16 protein-coding genes and 2 pseudogenes are annotated in these 21,045 nt (G+C 69.5%); 14 read left to right on the top strand and 4 right to left on the bottom strand.

Annotation, left to right across the window (positions count from 1 at the left end):
* Positions 1–132 precede the first annotated feature (132 nt).
* Positions 133–3,330 carry an alpha-L-rhamnosidase gene (locus ACIF80_RS29380; RefSeq protein WP_399810162.1) on the bottom strand — a complete coding sequence of 1,066 codons (3,198 nt, stop codon included), beginning with the start codon at positions 3,328–3,330 and terminating at the stop codon, positions 133–135.
* Positions 3,331–3,666: 336 nt separating this feature from the next.
* Between ACIF80_RS29380 and ACIF80_RS29375 the strand changes: the two genes are divergently transcribed.
* From ACIF80_RS29375 to ACIF80_RS29350, 6 genes and pseudogenes are all read left to right on the top strand, one after another.
* On the top strand, positions 3,667–4,686 hold the full coding sequence (locus ACIF80_RS29375; RefSeq protein ID WP_399810161.1) for an SEC-C metal-binding domain-containing protein: 1,020 nt from the start codon (positions 3,667–3,669) through the stop codon (positions 4,684–4,686).
* Positions 4,687–4,816: 130 nt separating this feature from the next.
* Entirely contained in the window at positions 4,817–5,323 is a 507-nt protein-coding gene (locus ACIF80_RS29370; protein ID WP_399810160.1) for an SRPBCC family protein, read from the top strand.
* Positions 5,324–5,467: 144 nt separating this feature from the next.
* Positions 5,468–6,143, top strand: a pseudogene (locus tag ACIF80_RS29365) (MBL fold metallo-hydrolase).
* Positions 6,144–6,174: 31 nt separating this feature from the next.
* Positions 6,175–6,483: a hypothetical protein gene (locus ACIF80_RS29360; RefSeq protein WP_399810159.1), complete on the top strand. Its 309-nt coding sequence runs from the start codon at positions 6,175–6,177 to the stop codon at positions 6,481–6,483.
* A 289-nt stretch (positions 6,484–6,772) separates the two neighbouring features.
* Entirely contained in the window at positions 6,773–7,321 is a 549-nt protein-coding gene (locus tag ACIF80_RS29355; protein WP_399810158.1) for an RNA polymerase sigma factor, read from the top strand.
* A complete protein-coding gene (locus tag ACIF80_RS29350) occupies positions 7,321–8,592 on the top strand; it encodes a CU044_5270 family protein (RefSeq protein ID WP_399810157.1) in 1,272 nt (423 codons plus the stop codon). Before ACIF80_RS29355 ends, ACIF80_RS29350 begins: the two co-directional genes overlap by 1 nt.
* A gap of 464 nt (positions 8,593–9,056) precedes the next feature.
* On the opposite strand, the gene ACIF80_RS29345 is transcribed toward ACIF80_RS29350, so the two are convergent.
* Positions 9,057–10,124: a protein kinase family protein gene (locus ACIF80_RS29345; protein WP_399810155.1), complete on the bottom strand. Its 1,068-nt coding sequence runs from the start codon at positions 10,122–10,124 to the stop codon at positions 9,057–9,059.
* A gap of 179 nt (positions 10,125–10,303) precedes the next feature.
* Here ACIF80_RS29345 and ACIF80_RS29340 point away from each other — a divergent pair, with 179 nt between their 5' ends.
* The gene (locus ACIF80_RS29340) at positions 10,304–13,453 is read left to right on the top strand and encodes a DUF3427 domain-containing protein (protein ID WP_399810154.1); all 3,150 of its coding nucleotides are present in this window, start codon (positions 10,304–10,306) and stop codon (positions 13,451–13,453) included.
* Between the two features lie 31 nt (positions 13,454–13,484).
* Here the strand turns inward: ACIF80_RS29340 and ACIF80_RS29335 are convergent, their stop codons facing one another.
* Positions 13,485–14,144 carry an ATP-binding protein gene (locus ACIF80_RS29335; RefSeq protein ID WP_399810152.1) on the bottom strand — a complete coding sequence of 220 codons (660 nt, stop codon included), beginning with the start codon at positions 14,142–14,144 and terminating at the stop codon, positions 13,485–13,487.
* A gap of 208 nt (positions 14,145–14,352) precedes the next feature.
* On the opposite strand from ACIF80_RS29335, the gene ACIF80_RS29330 reads away from it, so the two are divergent.
* The 3 genes and pseudogenes from ACIF80_RS29330 to ACIF80_RS29320 all read left to right on the top strand — a co-directional run bounded on the left by ACIF80_RS29330 (position 14,353) and on the right by ACIF80_RS29320 (position 16,974).
* Positions 14,353–15,198: a helix-turn-helix domain-containing protein gene (locus ACIF80_RS29330; protein ID WP_399810151.1), complete on the top strand. Its 846-nt coding sequence runs from the start codon at positions 14,353–14,355 to the stop codon at positions 15,196–15,198.
* Positions 15,198–15,395, top strand: a complete 198-nt coding sequence (locus ACIF80_RS29325; RefSeq protein ID WP_399810150.1) for a DUF397 domain-containing protein — start codon at positions 15,198–15,200, stop codon at positions 15,393–15,395. Before ACIF80_RS29330 ends, ACIF80_RS29325 begins: the two co-directional genes overlap by 1 nt.
* A gap of 65 nt (positions 15,396–15,460) precedes the next feature.
* Positions 15,461–16,974 (top strand): annotated as a pseudogene (locus ACIF80_RS29320) (carboxylesterase/lipase family protein).
* 135 nt (positions 16,975–17,109) lie between these two features.
* Here the strand turns inward: ACIF80_RS29320 and ACIF80_RS29315 are convergent.
* Positions 17,110–18,198 carry a helix-turn-helix domain-containing protein gene (locus tag ACIF80_RS29315; RefSeq protein ID WP_399810149.1) on the bottom strand — a complete coding sequence of 363 codons (1,089 nt, stop codon included), beginning with the start codon at positions 18,196–18,198 and terminating at the stop codon, positions 17,110–17,112.
* A gap of 245 nt (positions 18,199–18,443) precedes the next feature.
* Here ACIF80_RS29315 and ACIF80_RS29310 point away from each other — a divergent pair, with 245 nt between their 5' ends.
* The 4 genes from ACIF80_RS29310 to ACIF80_RS29295 all read left to right on the top strand — a co-directional run bounded on the left by ACIF80_RS29310 (position 18,444) and on the right by ACIF80_RS29295 (position 20,809).
* Positions 18,444–18,887 carry a hypothetical protein gene (locus ACIF80_RS29310; protein ID WP_399810147.1) on the top strand — a complete coding sequence of 148 codons (444 nt, stop codon included), beginning with the start codon at positions 18,444–18,446 and terminating at the stop codon, positions 18,885–18,887.
* Positions 18,888–19,031: 144 nt separating this feature from the next.
* Positions 19,032–19,223, top strand: a complete 192-nt coding sequence (locus ACIF80_RS29305; RefSeq protein ID WP_399810146.1) for a DUF397 domain-containing protein — start codon at positions 19,032–19,034, stop codon at positions 19,221–19,223.
* A 140-nt stretch (positions 19,224–19,363) separates the two neighbouring features.
* Positions 19,364–20,347, top strand: coding sequence for a helix-turn-helix domain-containing protein (locus tag ACIF80_RS29300; protein ID WP_399810144.1), 984 nt, complete (start codon positions 19,364–19,366; stop codon positions 20,345–20,347).
* 228 nt (positions 20,348–20,575) lie between these two features.
* Positions 20,576–20,809, top strand: a complete 234-nt coding sequence (locus ACIF80_RS29295) for a hypothetical protein (protein ID WP_399810143.1) — start codon at positions 20,576–20,578, stop codon at positions 20,807–20,809.
* Positions 20,810–21,045 lie beyond the last annotated feature (236 nt).

The raw sequence follows: 21,045 nt of genomic DNA, 5'->3' as shown, positions 1-21,045 counted from the left end.
CCCGTTCGCGGCGAAGTCGGTGCAGACACTGCGGCTCGTCGGGGTGACGGTGTGACCGGCACGCCCGCCGGCCCTCGCGGTCCGCCCTCCCGGCCCGCACGATCGGGGCCGGGAGGGCGGACCGTGCCGCTGTCACACGGTGAACAGGTGGCTTCCCGATCCCACCTCGAAGACGGCGAAGCCGTCCTCCGCCCGCACGAAGGTTCCGTGGGTGTGCGTGACGCGGTCGGGGTCGTCCGTCGGGATCCACACCTCGGCGGTGGTGTTCGCCGGCACGCCGCACGACAGCCGGAAGCGGCCGGACCGTTGCTCCCATGCGGTGGACACCGGACCGTAGAGGGAGGTGAAGGTGGCCCGGGCGGAGGTGACGTCGCCGCCCGGACGCGGGCGGATGACGACCTGCCGGTAGCCCGCCCGGCCCGGGGCGATGCCGGCGATGTTGGCGTACATCCACTCCCCCACGGAGCCGTAGGCGTAGTGGTTGAAGGAGTTCATGCTCGGGGACTGGAACTCGCCGTTCGGCTGGAGTGAGTCCCAGCGCTCCCACATGGTGGTCGCGCCCTTGTCCATCTGGAAGCCCCAGCTCGGGAAGGTGCGCTGGAGCAGCAGTCGGTAGGCGACCTCGGTGTGCCCGGTGTCGGTGAGGACGGGCAGCAGGCGCGGGGTGCCGAGGAATCCGGTCGACAGGTGCCAGTCCCGCGCTTCGACGAGGGCGACGAGGCGGTCGGCCGCGGCCCCGCGCAAGGCGTCCGGGACCAGGTTCATGGACAGCGCGAGGACGTAGGCGGTCTGGGTGTCTCCCTTCACCCTGCCGTCGGCCGTCACGTACGCCGTCTCGAACGCCGTGCGTACGCGTGCGTGGAGGTCGGCGTAGGGTGCGGGGTCCTCCCCCAGTTCCGTCGCGATGTGTGCCGCGAGGTCGGCGCTGTGCGCGAAGTAGGCGGTGGCGATGACGTCCTTGGGCGTCTCGTCGGACACGTTCAGCCAGTCGCCGAATCCCGCGGCCGGGCGCAGCAGACCGGTGCTGTTCTTCTCCAGGTAACGCAGCCAGGCCTGGACGGACGGCCAGGCGTCTTCGAGGACCCGCCGGTCGCCGTACGTCTCGTACAGAGCCCACGGCACCGTGACCCCCGCGTCGCCCCAGCCCGCGACGCCCTTGCCGAGGTCGCCGACCAGCGGGGCCACGTCCGGGAACGCGCCGTCGGACGCCTGTGCGTCGCGGAGGTCGACCAGCCACTTGGTGAGGAAGCGGGCGGACTCCATCGTGTAGGCGGCCGTGGGTGCGAAGACGTTGATGTCGCCGGTCCATCCCAGTCGTTCGTCCCGGGCCGGCGTGTCCGTCGGGATGGAGAGGAAGTTGCCGCGCTGCCCCCAGGTGATGTTTTTGTGCAGTTGGTTGAGCATCGGCACGTCGGTCTCGAAGGTGAGCGTGAAGGGTGCGGAGGTGTGCATGACCCGCCCGGTCACGGCCGCTGCCGACGGCGTGCCGGGGAATCCGGTCACCTCGACGTAGCGGAAGCCGTGGAAGGTGAAGCGCGGCTCGTAGACCTCCGTGCCGGTCCCCTTCAGGATGTAGGTGTCCGTCGCGGCGGCCGACCGCAGGTTGGCGGTGTAGAGGGTGCCGTCGGGGTTGAGGACCTCGCCGTGCCGCAGCCGCACCGCGGTCCCCGCCTCGCCCGATACGCGCAGCCGCACCGAGCCGACCATGTTCTGGCCGAGGTCGAAGACGAAGACGCCCGGCCGGGGTTCGGTGACGGTCCGGGCGCGGAGTTCCTTCTCGATGCGTACGGGGCCGTCCACCTGCGCGACGATCCGCGGCGGGGCGGCGGTGTCGGCGTCGCGCACCGGGCGCCACGCTCCGTCGTCGAATCCGGGCGAGGCCCACCCGGCCGTCTCCTTGCGGGCGTCGTAGGTCTCGCCCGCCAGCAGGTCGGCGGAGACGATCGGTCCCAGGGCGGCACGCCAGTCGGGCCCGGTGGTGATGCGCTCGCTCGTCCCGTCGGCGTACTCGACCTCCAGCTGCGCCAGCAGCGCCGGGTGTTTCCCGTACTGGTGCGGCCCGAACCAGCAGATGTTGCCCGCGTACCAGCCATGGGCCAGGTGGGCGCCGAGGGCGTTGACTCCCGGGCGGAGCGCCTCGGTGACGTCGTAGGTCTGGTACTGCACCCGCTTGCGGTAGTCGGTCCAGCCGGGGGCCAGCTGATCGCGCCCCACGCGCCTGCCGTTGAGGTGGGCCTCGTACACGCCGAGGGCCGTGACGTACAGACGGGCGCGTCCGATCTTCTTGCGCGGCAGCCGGAACTCGTGGCGGAGCTGGTGGGCGGCGAACAGCACCGGCACGACCTCGCCCCACGGCCCGGCGCCCCATGCGGCGGCCACCTTGGCGGCCCGCCACCCGGTGTCGTCGAAGTCCTGCTCGCGCCAGTCGTCGGCCGGCTCCCGGTCGGTGGACTTCCACGCGCTGTCGGTGACGATCCTGCGCTCGCCGGAGGCCGTGGTCAGGGTGAGCACGCCGATGAGGCCGGCGGGGCCGGCCGTGCGGTTGGTCGCGGAGACGGCCAGGGTGTTCGCGCCGGGGCGTACGTGCTCGAGAACGTCGATGACGTCCGGGCGGCGCCATCTCGCGTCGTCCGAGTCCATGGCGGTGCTCGCCACCTCGGTGCCGTTGACGGAGGCGACGTAGGCGTCGTCCGCGCTGAGCACCAGAGTGGCCGCGGTGATGGCGTCCGGGAGATCGGCGGAGAGACGGAACCACCGGGTGTCCGCCGGAACGCTCTGCGCCGGTTCGCCCTCGGGGAACCAGATCCACGAACTGCCTTCCAGGGAAGGGGGTTCCGTGAGGGAGGGGGGCGCGGATATCCACCGCGCGGACCACTCGGCCTCGTCCATCAGGCCGGTCTCCCACCATGACGGTGCGCTCCACGGCGAGACGGCTCCGTCGGCGTCCCAGACGCGCACCGACCAGTGGTAGCGCGTACGCGGCTCGAGCCGCGGTCCGTCGTAGGAGACGAGAACGGACTCGGCCGAGGCGACCTTGCCGCTGTCCCACACGTCCGGGCGGGACAGGCGGGCAACGCTCGACGCGATGCGCACCTGGTAGGCGCTCTGCCGTTGCCCTGCTGCGGTCGCGGTCAACGGCCAGCTCAGACGCGGTCGGGCCACGTCCAGACCCAGGGGCCGGCGCACGTACTCGACCGTCGGAGAGGCCACCCGTAAGGCGCTCCCTCCCTTGCGCGCGGCGGGGGGCGCGGCCACCGCCGGCGCCGCTCCCGAGGCCACGGCGCCCACCGTGGCCGCGGCGCCCGCGAGAATGTTCCTTCTACTGATCACAGCGGCTCCATCGGAGAGAGGGTGAGTCGTAGAGGGTGGTGATGGAGAATGAATCGATTCATGGGAACGTAAAGGGAACGCGAGGCACCGTCAATAAGCGTGCGCAGCTTTTCCTAAGACCCGCCGAGTAAACGATGAAAGCGATGAGGACGGCCCAATTCAGCCAGGTCCAGGAGATTGAACCCTTTCAAAATGATCAGGAATAGCGGTACCGGCGACGGAAACGGGGGCCCGATCATCCCCTCCCCACCGGCCTCCTCGAGGGGTACGGGCACCGGCTCCCGCACATCGGCACTGCCTCTCCGCCTGTCACCGGTCGGCAGTACGGTGTCACCCATGCGCCCCGACACGCCCGCCGAAAACGTCGACCACATCGCCGAAGCGGCACGCCTGGAGCGGACCGCCGGCCTCTATCCCGAGGACGCCGAAGCCCTGCTGCTCCGGGCCGCCGCCCACCTCGAACTCTCCGGCGACCGTCCCGCCGCGGCCACCCTCTACGACCGGCTGCTGGCCTCCGACGCGGAGCTGGAGAGCCCGTACCTGGTCCGCGCCCTGAAGGCCTCGAACCTCTGGGAGTACGACCACGAGGCGGAGGCCCGCGCCATCATCGACGGCATCCGCGCCGCGGCCCCGCGCGATCCGGCTCCCTGGGTGATCGTCGCGGAGTCCCTGGAGGCCCACGACGAGCTGGAGCAGGCGCACGAGACGTTCACGGAGGCGGTACGCCTGCTGCTCACCGACGCACCGGAGCCCCCGGCCGCCACCCACCCGCTCCTCTTCGGCCGCCACCGCGTGCGCAGGATGCTGGGCGCGGCGCACGACGAGTGGGACGCCCTGGCGGACACCGTCCACACCCTGCCGGTCACCCTGGACGAACTCCACGACCCGAAGCGCGTCTGGTCGCTGGGCTCGGAGAACCCGGCGGAACTGGAGGCGGAGATCTCCCGTCTGCGAGCGGAAGTGGGCGCGTACCGGACGGCCCTGTCCCGCCCCTTCCCGGTGGCGGTCCTGCACTGGCCGGCGGACGAACTGACCGAGCTCCTGGAGGCGTACCCCTCCCTCGCCGCCGAGTACCCGTCGCACGAGGAACACCTGGCCACGATAGAGACGGCCCTGCGCGAACTGGCCTCCTCGGGCACCCCCAACCTGGGCATCGTCCCCGGCACCGTCCCCTCCTACGAGGCCTTCGCCGCCTCCGAGGGCACCGCCCCCGACGACGCCGACCTCCTCCCCCAGTACGCGACCACCCTGGCGGCCCGGGGCCGCGCCCTGCCCTGGCCGCCGCAGCGGTCGGCCACCTGCTGGTGCGGCTCGGGCCGCACGTACGGGGAGTGCCACGGCACGACGGCGGTGTGACGGGGGCTGCTGCGGCAGGGTCCGAACGAAACGACCTCGGCCCTGTGGGGGAAGGAGCGCGTTGGGATGATCGGAGGCTCCACCATCGAGGGGGGGGACGAACGACGTGCGGTTTGCCGATGGTCCGAGTGTGCACTGTGACGTTCGTGTCGAGGCACCGGTGTCGCGGGTCTGGGAGCTGGTGACCGACATCCGTCTGCCTGCCCGGATCAGTCCGGAGCTGCAGCGTGTCGCATGGCTCGACGGCGCGGACCGACCCGTGGTGGGTGCGCGCTTCGAGGGCTACAACCACCACCCACAGCTCGGCGAGTGGCGGACCGTCTCGCATGTGGTCGAGGTGGACGAGCAACGGGTGTTCGCCTGGGGCGTCACGGATGCGGACGGCCGGTTCGGAGTGCCGACGCTGGATCCGGCGAAGTCCTTGGCGTCCTGGCGCTACGAGCTCGAGGCCGAGGGCGGGGGCACCCGGCTGCGGCAGTCGGCCCTCATCGGGCCGGGCCGCAACGGGATCACCTTGACCATCGAGCGCCGGCCGGACCGGGAGGAGGAGATCATTGCCTTCCGGGTGAAGGAACTGCGCGCCGGGATGGAGGCCACCCTGGGCGGTATCAAGGCGTTGGCCGAGGAAGGCCGCTGAAAGACCTGGTCGTGGCGGGCTGAAAGGCTGCCGGCAATTCGTTGCTGTGTACGAACAGTCCTGTCGGCCGACGTGACAGTGCCCTGCTGAAGCCCTCAGCGAACGGCTGCGCGATTGCGGGAACGACCGTGCAGGCTGCGTCGTATGGATGTGATCGAGGTACTACCGAGTCTGCGCATGCTTCGCTTTCCTGGGGGGGGGCGCGGCCTACCTGTGGCAGGACGGCAACGAGCTGACCCTCATCGACACCGGGACGGCTGACTGTGCGGCGGAACTCGAAGGAGCACTGGACGGTGAACTGCGGCGGATCGTCGTGACGCACTGGCACGAGGACCACACCGGCTCGGCAGCCGAACTGGCTGACCGGCACGGAGCGGAGGTAGTCGCGCATCGATGGGAGGCTCCGGTGATCCGGGGGGAGGAGGCCGGGGTGCCTCCGGTGCTGGAGCAGTTCGAAGTGCCGATCCGAGCGGCGCTTCCGCCGCTGCCGCCGGCCCCGCCGTGTCGCGTGGACCAGGAGGTCGAAGACGGCGATGTGCTGGCGTTCGGCGGCGGGGCGGTGGTGGTCGCGGTGCCCGGGCACACGGACGGGTCGATCGCGCTCCACCTGCCCGGGCCGAAAGTGCTGTTCACCGGTGATGCTGTCGCCAATGTCGGCCGGATCATGCTGGGTGTCTTCAACACCGACCGCGCCCGGGCCGTGAAGTCGCTGCACCGGCTGGCCGAACTCGATGTCGAAACGGTGGTGTTCGGACACGGCGAGCCGATTACCGGCAGCGCCGCGACCGCCCTGCGAGGAGCGTCCGCCGCAACCATGTGACGCTCAGCTTTTCGGCGGGCCGGAGGTGCTGGTGTTCGAAATCGCACGGTTTCGCCCTCCCGTCGCCCGCGACGCGTCCCACCGCCTCTCGTACCACCGGTTCGGGGACCCGACACGCGAACTGATCGCCGCCAGCCGCACCTTCAACCGGTACGAGGAACGGGACGGCGTCTGGAAGATCACCTTCCGCGAGGTGATCCGGGACTGGATCCATGAACGTCCCGTGGACCGGGAGCTGTTCACCGGCGGGTTCGCGATGGAGATGAGCGAGCCCGGCCCCGCGGACAAGAGCTACGAGGTGCTCTCGATGTTCGGCCGCGGTCCGCTGCGGCCCGAGTGACCCCCTGTTCCGTACCCCGCCACGAACCCGCCGCCGGCCGCGGACCCGTCGCCGGGCGCGGGACGAGCCCCGCGCCCGCGGGGCGACCCGCAACGCCGTGAGCACCGATGACCTCGCCCCCGTGGGCGAGGTCATCGGCTTTCCGGCCGTCGGAGCAGGGGCGCGGGGCCGGTGCGGTTCGGACCCCGTACGGGGAGTGCCACAAAATCTTTCGGATCATGCTGTAACGATCGGGCGGCGCACACCACTACCTGGTGACGGATGAACCCGGAGGACGGAGGTGCACGGCGTGTCCGATGATGCGGCACGTTTCACCGCGATGTACGACACCTGCCGACAACGCGTCTGGGCGTACGTGGTCAGCCGCGCGGGGCGGCAGGTGGCGGATGAGGTGGTGAGCGAGACCTTCACCGTGGCCTGGCGCCGCATCGGCGACGTACCCCAGCCGCCGCTTCCCTGGCTGCTCGGCGTGGCCCGCAACATCCTGCGCGACACCGGACGTGCCGAGGTCAGACGCGCCTCGCTCACCGCCGAGTTGCGGGACTGGACGGACACGGTCGAGGACGACATCGCCGACGACGTCACCGACCGGATCGCGCTCCGGAACGCCCTGGCCTCCCTGGGCGACGACGACCGCGAGGTGCTGATCCTCGCCGCGTGGCAGGGGCTCACCCCCCGGGAGGCCGCCCGCGTCCTCGGCTGCACGGCCGCCACCGTGCGCGTGCGGCTCCACCGTGCGCGCCGCCGGCTCGCCAAGGCGATGGCGGTACGGGACGAGGCGTCGCCGGTACGCCCCCGTGTCCGCCCCCGGGTCAGCACGGCAGGAGAGGAAGTGTGATGAAGCACGACGACCTGATGCGTCGGCTGGCCGACGCCCGCCCCGGACACCTCGACCCCCACAGGCCGGTCGACCCCGATGTCCGGCGGACCGAGCTGCAGAGCGCCATGGTGCGGACCGGGGAGCCGCAGACGGCGCCGGCGAAGCGGAGAAGGAGCCGCGTCGGCGCACGGCCGGCGTGGAGCGTGGCCCTGGCCGGTGCGGCGGCCGTCGCGGCGGCAGCCCTGGTCGTCACCACCGCCGGGCCGCTGCCCGGCCTCGGGCCGCGGCCCGGGGCGGACCCGTCCGCCACCGCTTTCACCGAGTCCCGCATCCTGCTCGCGGCCGCCTCCAACGTCGAGAAGACGGAGGCGACCTCGGGTGCGTACTGGTACCAGGAGGTGCACATGGGATCGCGGCAAAGGGTCCCGGGCAAGGACTACGCGCTCGACGTCCGGCAAGAGGCCAAGAGTTGGCTGACGAAGGGAACCGGCAAGCGCGACCGGCGTTGGACGTTGCACACCGACGCCGGGGCCCGGCCCGCCACCCCGGCCGACGAGGAGGCCTGGCGCGCCGACGGCTCGCCGAAGCAGTGGGACATGACGGACTACGACCAGGCCCGACGCGACCTCCAGCCCGAGTCGAACAGGCACGGGCACGACGATGACGCGCCCCCCGAGCCCGAGCCGGAGATCGTCACCTGGGACGGCGAGGGCGAGGTCGCGGGCGACGCCCCCGGGGGCGACGGGGACACGGGCCCGTCCGGGGCGGAGATCGGCCTGGCGGAACTGGAGTCGCTGCCCACCGACCCGGAGCGGCTGCGCGAGCGGCTGGAGCAGATCGTCGACGAGCAGTACAACGGGCCGCAGCACATCCAGCGGATGCTGCTCGGCGACACGGCCGAGAACCTCGCCGTCGAACTGCCGGTGTCCCCGCAGCTGCGGGCCGCGGCCTACCGGGTGCGCGCCTCGCTGCCGGGCGTGCGGGACATCGGTGAGGTCACCGACCGGTCCGGGCGCCCGGGTTACGCCGTGGAGCTCGAGAACCCGCGGCCCGGAGGGGAGGGCAAACGCCGCTTGATCTTCGACAAGGAGACCGGACTGCCGCTGTCGGAGGAGTCGTACGCGACCTCGGCCCACGACGGACACAAGCCCGGAGAGCTCACCTCCTACATGACCTTCACGGCGATGAGGTGGACCGACCAGGCCCCGCCGTTCGACAAGGACTTCATCGCCGACGAGCCGGAGACACCGACCGCGAAGACCGACGCCGAGCCCGCCGACAAGCACTGACCTCACCCACCCCCGCCCACCCCGTGCCCGCCTGCGCAGGCGGGCACGGGGTGCGGTGCCGCAGCGCGCCCCGGAGCTACGGCGTGACGGCGAAGTTCCGCAGGGCGTGTCCGCGAGATCCGGGTCGCCCTCGGCCTTCACCCGGCCCGCGACCGCAACGGCTTCACCCGTCCGCGGGCCGGCCACGGCTCACGATCGTGCTCGTGACGGCCGCAGGTGCGACGGCCCTGGGCATCAAGGCCTGCGCGGCGCCCGACATCAGCGCCGGGCCCTGGGCCGCCTCGACGTCCGGGGCGTGCGCACCAGGGGGAAAGTGGCGCGCGGCGCCCGCCACGAGGGGGCCACGATCCATCCCCCTCAGGTCCGCCACAGACCCCGCCCGCCGACCGCCCCCGCGCCCCTGCCCCTGCCCCTGTCCCTGCCACGCAGACGAGCCGTGTTCGAGTGACGGCCCCAGTGGTCCGTCAGTCGATGGACGGGCTGTACATGCGGCCCATACGGCGGATCTCCTCCAGCGGGTACGGGGTCTCCCGGCTCTCGCGCTCGAACATGCGGAAGAAGTCCGCCATCATTGCGGTGAGCGGCGCGTGTCGGGCGAGGATCGCTGCGGCCTCCTCTGGAATCCCCGTGGGACGTTCGCCTTGCGCATACGTGCGCACCTGCCCCTCGCGGTCGTCTCTCCCGTATCCGTACAGGGCGGCGACCAACCAGTTCACCAGGTAGCTGACCGAGTAGCAGCGGTCGTAGGCCCGATGCCGGTCGAAGAAGCCGGCCTCCTCCGGCGACAGCTCGAACCGGGAGGAGACCGCGAGCCCGTAGTCGGCGAAGAAAAGGCGTCGGCCGTCGGTCAGGATGTTCTCGAAGTGGACGTCGAAGTGCAGGAGGCCGCGGCTGTTCATGAACGAGGTTCCGGCTTCCAGGTCCCTCTCCACCATGGCGCAGGCCCGGTCGGCGGCCTCCCCGCCCGCGTCCATCCGCTCGCCCAGCCACTGGTGCAGATTCTGTGGGACGTACTCCAGGAACAGCGCGACACTCGCCGAGGACTGCTGGAGCGCCTCGATCCGGCGGCGCACCTGCGGTCCACCACCCCAGTAGGCGACAGCCCGCTCGACGTCGGCCAGCTCCTCGGGCAGGGGCGAGGAATCCGGCAGCACCCGCCAGTGGTACATCAGCGGGAAGCCCTCGTACTCCCCCGCGAGCACCCAGTTCGTCGTCATGGCGTGCACGGCGAGCTCCCTCCAGGCCCCGAAGCCCGGCGTACCGACGGTGCCGATGCCGTACTGGCAGAGGGCCGGCAGCTCGAACACGTTCGCCGTGGAGCGGACGTTGTCCCGTTGCCTCTCCAGCTCGGTGAGGGGCACCCGCTTCACGAAGACCGGTGTTCCGTCGACCTCCAGCAGGGCCGACTCGCCACCGATGCCGGAACCGAGCGGCGTGGCGACGTCCACGAGCTCGCGCAGGGCGCGATCGCTGCACAGGGCCAGGGTGGTGGGGACGGCACCATGGGCGGCGCGACGTGCATCAGGCGACATATCAGGGCACTTCAAGGCTGCCTCCACTGGTCGCCGGCTTCCGTCCTTCAACGGTTGGTCCCTCCTGACCGCCCATCTGGCGGTTGGGGAACTCATCAACCATGTGGTCACCCCTTCGCTTGTCAGTCCCCCCTGTTAGAACTGAGGCACACATCGCCGTGGTGATCGAGGGGATTCCGATGGGGGACGTAGAGGAAGGGACGCAGCCGGTCGCGGGGGTCTACGAGAAGCTGATCACTGACGGCGTGCGTGATGAGCTGGAACACCTTGGGGCCCTGGGATGGAAGGCCGTTGACGTCGAGGTCAGCGCAGAGTCGTCACCTCATGTGCTGGCTCGGCACATCGGCGAGATGGCGGCCCGCCGCCTTCATCAGCTACCGCTCCACGAGCAGGTTCCCTTCACCAACAGAATCCTGGCGTCCCTAGACGTCGACGCTGGTGACCAGAGCGGCACCGAACCCGGCGGCACCATCGTGGACGGGCCTCGCCAGTTGCTGGCCCTCGCCGAGGAGGAGGCTCCGGGAGCCTACGCGATCCGTCCGCTCACGCCCCTCTCCGAAACGTCGCTGCTCACCAACTCACCGGAGGACCTCAGCCTGGGTTCGGAGCTGAGGGCCGAGTTGGCCACCGCGGACCGGATCGATCTGCTCTGCGCCTTCGTGAAGTGGTACGGCATACGCGTACTGGAGGACCCCCTGCGTGCCGCAAAAGAGCGGGGCGTACCGATCAGGGTCATCACCACCACCTACATGGGCGCGACGGACCGCCGCGCGCTCGACCGTCTCGTGCGCGACTTCGGTGCGACCGTGAAGGTCAACTACGAGATCCGCTCCACACGGCTGCATGCCAAGGCGTGGCTCTTCCGCCGCAAGACGGGGTTCGACACCGCCTACGTCGGCAGCTCGAACCTGTCACGGGCCGCGCTGCTGGACGGGCTTGAGTGGAACGTGCGTCTGTCGTCCGTCGCCACGCCCGCGGTGTTGGACAAGTTCGAGGCGACCTTCGACGCTTACTGGAACGACCCCGCCTTCGAGACGTACGAACCCGATCTCCACGGCGAGCGTCTCGACGGAGCCCTGGCGCAGGCGGGGGGAACCACCTCGACGACCGACCTGAGGATCAGCCTTTCCGGCCTCGAAGTACGTCCTTTCCCCCATCAGCGGGACATGCTGGAGCGTTTGAGCGTCGAGCGTGAGCTCCGCGGACGCCACCGGAACCTGCTCGTCGCGGCTACCGGTACGGGAAAGACCGTGATGGCCGCCCTCGACTACCGCGGCATCTGCCGGACGGTGACCGGCGGTCGGCCACGGCTGCTGTTCGTCGCCCATCGCAAGGAGCTACTCAAGCAGTCCCTGCGCACCTACCGGGAGGTGCTGGATGACGCCTCGTTCGGGGAACTGCTGTATGGGGGCGCGGACCCACGCGACTGGAACCACGTCTTCGCCAGCGTGCAGTCGCTCAACGTCCGAAGGTTGGAGCAATTGGCTCCCGACCACTTCGACGTCATCGTCATCGATGAGTTCCACCACGCCACCGCCACCACGTACCGACGCATCATCGAACACTTCACACCGAAGGAACTGCTGGGCCTGACCGCCACCCCTGAGCGGATGGACGGGCTCAACGTTCAGGACGAGTTCTTCGAGGGCCGCATCGCTGCCGAAATGAGGCTCTGGGAGGCGCTGGAGAACGACCTGCTGTGCCCCTTCCACTACTTCGGCATCCCGGACGGCACGGACCTGACGAACCTCAACTGGCAGAAGGGCGCCTACTCCGATCAGGAGCTCGGCAATCTCTTCACGGGCAACGAAGCCCGAGCGCGCATCGTGGTCAAGCAGATCCGGGACAAGGTCCCCGACCCCAGTGTCATGCGCGCCCTTGGCTTCTGCGTCACCAAGGCGCACGCCCACTTCATGGCGGAGTTCTTCCGCAGGGCCAACTTCCAGGCCGTGGCACTGGACAGTGATTCGCCTGCGGACGTGCGCTCCCAGGCGCTGTCCGACCTGCGGGACGGCAAGCTTCAGGTGATCTTCTCGGTGGACCTGTTCAACGAGGGACTCGACATCCCGGACGTCGACACCCTGCTCCTCCTGAGGCCCACCAACAGCGCCACCGTTTTCCTCCAGCAGCTTGGGCGAGGGCTGAGGCGTACCGAGACGAAGCCCGTACTCACGGTGCTCGACTTCATCGGACAGCACCGGGCGGAGTTCCGCTTCGAGCAGCAGTTCCGAGCCCTGACCAACCTCTCTCGGAACCGGCTCGTCGAGCACATCGAGCGGGACTTTCCACAACTGCCGTCCGGCTGCCAGATCATCCTGGAGGGCAAGTCGAAGGATCTCGTCCTCGGCAACATCCGGACCCAGCTGGGCGCCACGGTCAAGACCTTGGTGAAGGAGGTCAAGGAGTACAGCACCCCGCGTCTCGCCGACTACCTGCGGGAGAGCCGTCGAGAAATCAAGGAGTTGTACAAGGGCAGCAACTCATGGACGACCGTCCTTCGTCGAGCCGGTCTGCTCGACGATGTGGGCCCATCGGGTGAGGCTGCCTTGCTCAAGCGTGTTCATGCCTTCCTGCACGTGGATGACCCTGAGCGCGCTCAGGCGTACCTGCGCCTCCTGAAAGACGACGCTCCGCCATACGAAGCGCTGGATCCGTCCGACCAGGCGTACGCCCGCATGCTGTTCTTCAACCTGTGGGACGACGCCGGGGGATTCACGAGTTTCGAGGAGGGCTTGGCGTCACTGCGCCCGCAGCAGGCCCTCCGGGACGAACTCCGGCAGGTGGTGTCGTACGTCATCCAGGAAACCGATCACTTCCCGATCTCCCTCTCCGGCCCCCTCGGCCAGGTCCCGCTGAAGGTCCACAGCGCGTACAACCGGTCGGAGATCCTGGCTGCCCTCGGTGTCGCGCGCTTCGGCGGACAGATGCCCAGGACCTTCGCGAAGGGCGTGCAGTGGGTCGATGAGCTCCAGACGGACGCGCTCCTCATCACTCTGGAGAAGAACGAGAGGGATTTCTCACCCACCATCCGCTACAAGGACTACGCGCTGAACGCGTCCCTCTTCCACTGGGAGTCCCAGAACTCCACTGCAGCCGACTCCCCCACAGGCTCGCGCTACCAGCAGCACGCGCACCGCGGCAGCCATGTCCTGCTGTTCATGCGCCGCTACAAGAACACGGACACCGGGAAGCCCCAGCCGTGGATGCTCCTCGGCCCGGCGACCTACGAGAGGCACACCGGCAGTAAGCCGATGGCGATCACCTGGCGTCTCCAACACGACCTCCCCGCCGACGTGTGGACGTACTCGGCCGCTGTCACGGCGAGTTGATCCGGTCACGTCGGTCCGGGAGCCGCCTTCCTCAGAGGAATCGCGCCTCGGTCTCGGCCTCGAAGTGCGCTTGGGCCTGGTCCAGTACGTCGTCGGCGTCCCGTCCGTACACACGGCACCAGTAGAGGAGATCGGTGATGATGTCGATCGCCGCGTCTCGGGCAACCGCCGTTCCCAACCGACTCTGACCAGGCCCCAGCGGCAATGGCACCTCTCCGCTGTACAAGCCCAGCAGGTCCGCAGCTCGAGCCAGGCGGGGAAGCGCTGCGTGCCGGCCCGCCCTGGCATCACTCACCCGCAGCTCACACCAGGTGGCCTTCCCGTCACCGCTGAGGTCGACTCCCCAGCGGTCACTGACGGCCTCGATGAGCGCCATCCCCCGACCCGCCTCCGCCTCGACCCCCGCGGGGACAAGAGTGGGAAGCGCACGGGGGTCGGGGTCGTGTACCGCGATGCGTAGGTGGGTGCTGTTCAGCGAGACCACGAGCGTGGACGGCGTCCCAGGCCCGACATGTTTGATGACATTGGCGACGAGTTCACTGACGCAGAGCTCAGCGCCATCTCTCAGTTCTTGCAAGGCCCAGCACTCCAAGTGCGTTCGCAGGGCCCTCCGCAAGGAGGCCACCCGCTCGGCGTCGGCCAGAAACGGCAGGCTCCACAGCCTCGTTGAAATCCATCGAGAGCCGTCCACTTCGTACCCCACTCCCTGACGTGCACCCCTGTTGGCGCACAGTGACATCGTCGCGACTCAGAGTTGCATTGAAACTCTCAAAATGGAACTCTCTCCCCGGGGAGAACGGGAGCGCGGTCTCCTCTTGCGCGCCCCCAGCGCATACCGCCTTGCCGCCCAAAGCAAAAGACCACGACGATCTACCGGATCGACATGAAGGGCCACAGACATGGCAGTCGGACCCACCACCCGCAGGCGCCAACTGGGCGCCGACCTGCGCCGCCTCAGAGAGCTCAAGGGACTGACCCTTGAGGAGGCGGGCGCCCGAGTCGGCATCTCGAAGGCGACACTGAGCCGCTACGAAACAAAGGAAGGCACGGTCAAGTGGCCGGCCGTAGATGCCCTTTGCCGCGAGTACGGCGCGACGGACGAGGAGCGTGCAGCCCTGGTCGAGCTGGCGAAAGGCGCCAGGATTCAGGGCTGGTGGCGCTCTCTGGCCGATCCCATCCCCGAGTCCATGAACCTCATGCTCACCCTCGAAGACGAGGTCGTGCGTGAGGACCACTACGCCTGCATGTACGTCCCCGGCCTCCTTCAGACCCGCGCGTACGCCGAGGCCGTGCACCAGGCGTCGGAGGTGCAGTGCGGGGAACGCGAGGTGCAACACATGGTTGACATCCGCATGAAGCGCCAGGAACTGCTGGATCGCCAGGAACCGCCGCGTATCTGGTGCGTGATCGACGAAGCAGCACTCCGACGGCAGGTCGGTGGCCGCGAGGTGATGCGGAGGCAACTGGAACACCTGCTCGCCATGGCGCAGCGTCCGCACATCACCGTGCAGGTACTGCCCTTCGCCCGTGGCGCACACGCGGCGGCCGTCGGCAGTTTCGCCGTCCTACGCGGTCAGACCCCCGAACTGGACGTGGTGTACGTGGACCTCCTCGGCGGTGGGCTGTTCATGGAGAAGCCACAGGAACTGGAGCGTTATAAGTTGGCGTTCGAATACCTCAGCGCACAGGCACTCGACTTCGAGTCCTCCGCCGATCTCGTCGATCGGATCAGCAAGGAGTCCTGATGACGACACCGTCAGAGCCCAACTGGTTCAAGTCCTCCTACAGCGGCGGCAGTGGCACCGAGTGCGTGGAATGCGCGTGCTCCGCCGACGGCACGCTCATACGTGACTCGAAACGGGCGGAAGGACCGGTGGTTCGTGTGCGGGCTGGTGCATGGAGCGCATTCGTGGGGTCCCTGACCCACAACCCTCCCAGGTAGAAACACGGTTCGGGACCGACATGCCGCTCGCGAAGCCGCAGAGGCCCGTGGAAGGCTGGTGGCGCATGAGTGACGCATCATGGGCGGGGTCGGAGTTCCGGACGGCGAGCGGCCCGGTGCGCGGGCGGCGGCCGGTCGACGGGGTGGTGGCCGTCCTCGGTGTGCCGTACGCCGCCGCGCCCTTCGGCCCCCGCCGTTTCCGCGAGCCGCAGCCCGTTCCCGGCTGGAGCGGACCGCGGGACTGCACGGTTTTCGGGCCCGTCGCGCCGCAGTCGGCGGAGTTGCCCGGTTCGCCGAGGTGGCGTGAGGGGACGAGGACGTTCTCACCGTCAACGTGTGGGTACGGCGGCAGCCGGACGGAGGGCCGCTGCCGGTGCTGTTCTGGATCCACGGCGGTGCGTACACCTTCGGCTCCTCCGCCCAGCCCGACTTCGACGGCACCGCGCTCGCCCGTGCCGGGGTGGCCGTGGTGAGTTGCAACTACCGGGTCGGTTTCGAGGGCTTCGGCCACGTACCGGGTTTCCCCGGCAACCGCGGGCTGCTCGACCAGGTGGCCGCTCTGCACTGGGTTCGGGAGAACATCGCCGCGTTCGGCGGTGATCCCGGCAACGTCACCGTCGCCGGGCACTCCGCGGGTGCGGGATCGGTTGCCTGCCTGATGGCCATGGAGCAGGCGCGCGGGTTGTTCCGGAGGGCCGTCGCCCACAGCGTGCCCCACGGCTTCTTCACCGCCGAGGCCGCCGCGGCGACCTCTTCGAGGATCGCGGCCGAGGCCGGGGTGGCCCCGACGGGCGACGGACTGCTCTCCGCCTCACCGCGGAAACTGGTGGCCGCTTCCGACAAGGTCGCGGAACAGTGCGCCGACGACCCCGTGGTGCCGATCCAGGCATTCGACCCGGTGGTCTTTCAGCCCGTCGTCGACGGCGAGGTCCTGCCCGTGGACCCTCTCTCCGCACTGGCGGCCGGCGCCTCGCGCGACGTGGACCTCCTGGTGTGCCACACCCTGGAGGAGTACTGGTTCCTGCACGAGGTCGGAGGGGTGCGGGAGGTCTCCTCGGAGAAGGAACTCGCCGATTTCTGCGAGGCGTTGCGGGTTCCCGCCCGGCTGGTCGACGGTTACCGTGCGCTGATGCCCGACGCTCCGGTCCTCGACCGGTACCTCGCGCTCTTCGGCGACGCGGTGTTCGGCGAGTACGGCAGCCGGCTGGCCGAGCACCACGCGCGAGCCGGCGGCCGGGCGCATCTCTCCCGTTTCGCCCGCAGGCGCGTCACTGCGGACGGCGAAGCCAGACCCTGGCACACCGCCGACGTGCCCTTCGCGTTCGGCAACCTGGACGCGGAAGGGGCCGCTTTCCTCATCGGTGGCGCCCCCGACGAGCAGGACCGGGCCCTGCCCCGGCGCATGCTTCGCGCATGGGTCGACTTCGCGGCCTGCGGCGACCCGGGCTGGCCTCCGGTCACCGCCGACGCCACACCGGTGAAGGTCTGGGCGGTTCCGGGCGACCACGTGGCCGACGACGCCGTCTCCGACGTACGCGCGCTGTGGCGGGGAGTCCCGTTCGATCTCCTGCGGCTGTGACGCGGATCGACGCGGGCCGGGCGCAGCGTGTGACACCGGCAGGGCCGCGGAAGGCGGGGGGGACGGCAGGAAAGCGGTCAGGGGGTTGATGGCCGGGCGGGGGACGGGTTCGGTGGTGGGCGCACGTCCGGCGTGTCACTCCGGCTCGATGATGAACACCTGGCCGTTGGCGTCCTGCACGGTGCACCGCTGGGCCACGGCCACCGCGCCCGCCTTGTCGGAGCCCTGGGAGCCGTCGGGGTCCTCGGCGCTCTCGCGGATGCCGACGCACAGGGGTTCCGCGTCCTGGGCCGGCCTGAGCCGCCAGTGGTCCGTGCCGCCGCCCGGGGCGCGCTCGATGTGGAACCGCTGGGCGGTGCTGCCGCCCCGGCAGGCCTTCCAGGGCCAGGGTTCGAGCATCCCGTGGAACGGTCCCCCGTCGAGGACGGTGAGGCAGCCGGGACCGTTGTCCGGGTGGTCCCACTTGATGACGTACAAGCCGTTGGACTCCCGTTGGAGATACGTACGCGGCGGCACCGCCTCCGTGCAGGGCCGCTGCACGGCGACCGCCTTGGTGTCGCCGTCCACCCGGGCCTCCCCCTCGGTCAGGCACAACGTCGGCGCCCCGACCGGCCGTAGCCGCGACCACCCGGGAGTCGGCCCGGCAGCCACGGGGGTGGCCGCCGGATTCATGGATGCCTCCGAGCCACCGCCCTTGGAGTCCCCCGTCCGTTCGTCGTCCGGCAGCAGAACCACCGCCGCGATGACGAGCAGGACGACCGTCCCGAGCGAGGCCAGCGCGACGAGTGGGACGAGCGGGGCGGCACGGGTACGACCGCCACCGGAAGCCTCGCCCTCCGGGGCACGGCCCGTCCCCGGGACACGATCGGCGTCCAGGACGCCATCGGACTCCGGCGCGTGGCCGGCCCCGGAGGCCTCCGGCCTCTCCTCGCCCGCGAGGCGCTCGCGCTCCGCGAGCCGTTGCCGTGCGGTGAGCCACTCGGCCACGTCCTCCTCGGGGCCGCAGGCCCGTACCAGCGCCGCGACGACCTCGGCCCGCGGCAGTGCGTCCCGGCGCAGGACGTCCGCGAGGGTGCTGCGCGCGAGCACGTCGCCGCGTTCGGCGGCCCGCTCCTCCAACTGCCGGTAGGTCAGCCCACTGTTCTCCTTGAGCCGCCGCAGCAGTCCGACGTACTCGGCCGGAGTCCGCGCCTCACCGGGCTCCAAGCCGCCTGAGATCGCCATTCCGTCATTGTCGTCACGCGCCTCACACCCGGCAATCCCCGTCCCGGCCACGTCGGACATCCCTCCTCCGCTGTCCCGGACAGCCTTCCGACCAGCCCGGACGGCCCGGCCCTTGTCCCGGACGGCGCACACCGTTGCCGGACAAGATCCGGCGCTCCAGGCTCGGTTGGCGTCGCCGCAGGTCGGACCCACGGGGGTGGACCGGCCTCGGGAGACCCACCCGAACGACGTGGCAGGGAGAGCAGATGACGAAGTCCTCGAGGTTCAAAGCCCGACTCGCGACCGTGGCCCTGGCCGTCGGCATGGGCGTCGCGGTCAGCACCGTGCCCGCTCAGGCGGTCCCGATGTGGGAGGTGTCCGGCTACAGCACGGATCCGAATTACTGCCAGTACGCCCATGGGCTGTACGGCTACGAACAGACCGGTTCGCAGGCCGGTTATCCGACCTATAACGCCGGGTACCAGCTGTCGGCGTACGACGAGTGCGGCGGCGACGGGCAGGGATCGCGGCTGCAGGTCTCGTACAAGAAGTACTCGTCGGCGAGCGGCTGGTACACGCAGGGCTGGACCACCATCGCCAAGTCGGGCCAGACGGCGACCGCCGATCTCGGTCTCGTCCGCGACGTCCGCCTCCGGATCTGCGCCTACACGACGGCCAAGGGCATCTTCGCCTGCGGGTCCGTGTCGTAGCCCAGAGGACCGGGACCGGGGGGAGAAGGAGGGTGTCCGTCCGGCGGCGTCCTCCTTCGGCCCGTCTGCGCTTCGGCCTGAGAGGACCTGCCCGCTCCTCCTCGGCCGGCGACCGTCGTCGTACAGCGGCGGTATCGCCACTGAGTGCCTGGAGCGCGCGCATGGCAGGCACTCGATGGCGTACTCATGCGCGACTCCAAGGGCGCGGGCGGCACTGTCGTCGCTGTCCAGGCCAGTGCGTGGCGTTGTTTCGTAGGAGCGTTGAGCTCGGGCGCTTGGCCTCGGCGGAATCGGCGTTGCCTGATCGACTCAGCACTCTTTAGAACCTGGTTCTGAAGCTCGACGCGTCTTGATCTTGAATCTTCGGTGTCCGCCAGGAGACGCGTGGCAGCAAATGCGACCGAAGTGCTGCCGGCCTGCGTACGTCTGCCCATGTCACGTTCAACTCACAAGGGGATCGGTTACGGGGGCTGGAAATGCTGGTGACAGAGTTCAGCACGGACGTCGTCGAAGCGCCGGAGCGGTTCGCGCTATGGGAAGCAGCGACGGAACAGTCGCACATGCGCAATCGGCTGCGCAGCGACGACCAGGACGACTTCCGAGCCAGGATGCGTGGCCTGGACTTAGGGGAGGTGCAGGTGGCGGCGCTGTCCTACCCGCACCTGGAGATAGCACGGACGGAGAAACTGATCCGGCAGTCCGACCCGGAGGCCTACCAGATCAACTACTTCCTCGGCGGGGAGGGGGTTGTTTCCGCGGGCGGAGGTGACACGGCGCTGCGTGTCGGTGACCTGGTGCTGATGGACAGCAGCCGTTCCTACAGCGGCGATGTCCGAAGCGTCCCGGGCGGTTGGTCACATGTGACCATGCAGTGTCCTCGCGGGCTGCTGCCACTGCCGGAGAAGACGGTGCAGCGCCTCCTCGCTGTCCCGATCAGCGGACGCCACGGCATGGGCGGGGTGTTCACCCGCTGGCTGGCCGACCTCAACGCGCGCGCCGCCGAGTTCAGCCCGGCCGACGTCCCCACCCTCGCCTCGGTCACCCTGGACCTCCTGGCCTCTGCCATCGCCCGCTGCCTGGAGGCTGAGGAGGCGCTGAGCCCGGAGGCCCGCCGGAGTGCCCTGCGGGCCCGGATCAGCGCCTTCGTCGAACAGCACCTCGCCGACCCGGTCTTGGCCCCCCAGACGATCGCGGACGCCCACCACATTTCGCTGCGTCATCTCCAGCAGCTGCTCGCCGAGGACGACACGTCGCCGGCGACCTGGATACGCCACCGCCGTCTGGAACGCTGTCGCCTCGACCTGGCCAACCCCCGCCTGCACACCCGTCCGGTCCAGGCCATCGCCACCAGCTGGGGCTTTCCCGACCCTGCCCACTTCAGCCGCCTGTTCCGGGCCACCTACGGGATGTCGCCGCGGGACTTCAGGAACTTGCGGGCCGAAGCGTGCGCGAATAGTTAACTGCCCTGCGTGAACTGACAAGGGCTGCATGCTGCCAACTCGGCATGCTGAAACAGCACGGAAAACATCGTCTCAAATCCTTACGTCCAAGGGGAATCCATGCGCAAGACGCGAGGAATCAGACAATTCCTTCTCGCCGTCGCTGTAGCGGCAACGGCGATCGTTGCGGTGCCGACACAAGCGGGAGCCGCCGCGGCAGCGTGCAGCCCCGGCCCCACGCCCGACCCGGTGACCTTCGCCGCCGGGACGGTCTACGCCAACACCCCGCTGCGTTCTGGCCCGTACTCCGGGTGCTCGTACTACAGGATCAGCGGGTATGTGAACGTCAGCTGCGACTACGTCAACACCGCACGCAACCTCTGGTTCTACGTCGAGCACCCCGGCACCTCTCGCCAGGGCTGGGTCTACGCCGAGAACTTCGATCAACTCTACGGGGACTGGGACGAGTGCGACGGCTGGTGACCCTCTGGGCGTGAGCTCGGGGCGTGAAGCCCTCCGGGCGTGCTGCCTACGAAGCGTGCGCGAATCGTCAACTGCCCTGCGTGAACTGACAAGGGCTGCATGCCGCCAACTCGGCATGCTGAAACAGCACGGAAAACAGTGAAAAACGCTCTCACGGCTGCGGTCCTGGATTGAGCGGGCCAAGTGGGTCGCTTGATGCGACCAACGCCGACTCCACGGTGAGATAAGCCCCGTCC

It is taken from the genome of Streptomyces sp. NPDC085927 (genome assembly GCF_044540975.1).
Lineage (GTDB): Bacteria > Actinomycetota > Actinomycetes > Streptomycetales > Streptomycetaceae > Streptomyces > Streptomyces hirsutus.
The sequence above is the reverse complement of the archived record's forward strand: the minus strand, read 5'-3'. Positions and strand labels throughout refer to the sequence as shown.

Coding starts and splice junctions, on each gene's coding strand:
- ACIF80_RS29375 (WP_399810161.1), top strand. CDS start 3,667: ATGCGCCCCGACACGCCCGCCGAAAACGTCGACCACATCGCCGAAGCG.
- ACIF80_RS29315 (WP_399810149.1), bottom strand. CDS start 18,198: ATGGCGATCTCAGGCGGCTTGGAGCCCGGTGAGGCGCGGACTCCGGCC.
- ACIF80_RS29300 (WP_399810144.1), top strand. CDS start 19,364: ATGCTGGTGACAGAGTTCAGCACGGACGTCGTCGAAGCGCCGGAGCGG.
- ACIF80_RS29340 (WP_399810154.1), top strand. CDS start 10,304: ATGGGGGACGTAGAGGAAGGGACGCAGCCGGTCGCGGGGGTCTACGAG.
- ACIF80_RS29325 (WP_399810150.1), top strand. CDS start 15,198: ATGACGACACCGTCAGAGCCCAACTGGTTCAAGTCCTCCTACAGCGGC.
- ACIF80_RS29350 (WP_399810157.1), top strand. CDS start 7,321: ATGAAGCACGACGACCTGATGCGTCGGCTGGCCGACGCCCGCCCCGGA.
- ACIF80_RS29330 (WP_399810151.1), top strand. CDS start 14,353: ATGGCAGTCGGACCCACCACCCGCAGGCGCCAACTGGGCGCCGACCTG.
- ACIF80_RS29345 (WP_399810155.1), bottom strand. CDS start 10,124: ATGTCGCCTGATGCACGTCGCGCCGCCCATGGTGCCGTCCCCACCACC.
- ACIF80_RS29310 (WP_399810147.1), top strand. CDS start 18,444: ATGACGAAGTCCTCGAGGTTCAAAGCCCGACTCGCGACCGTGGCCCTG.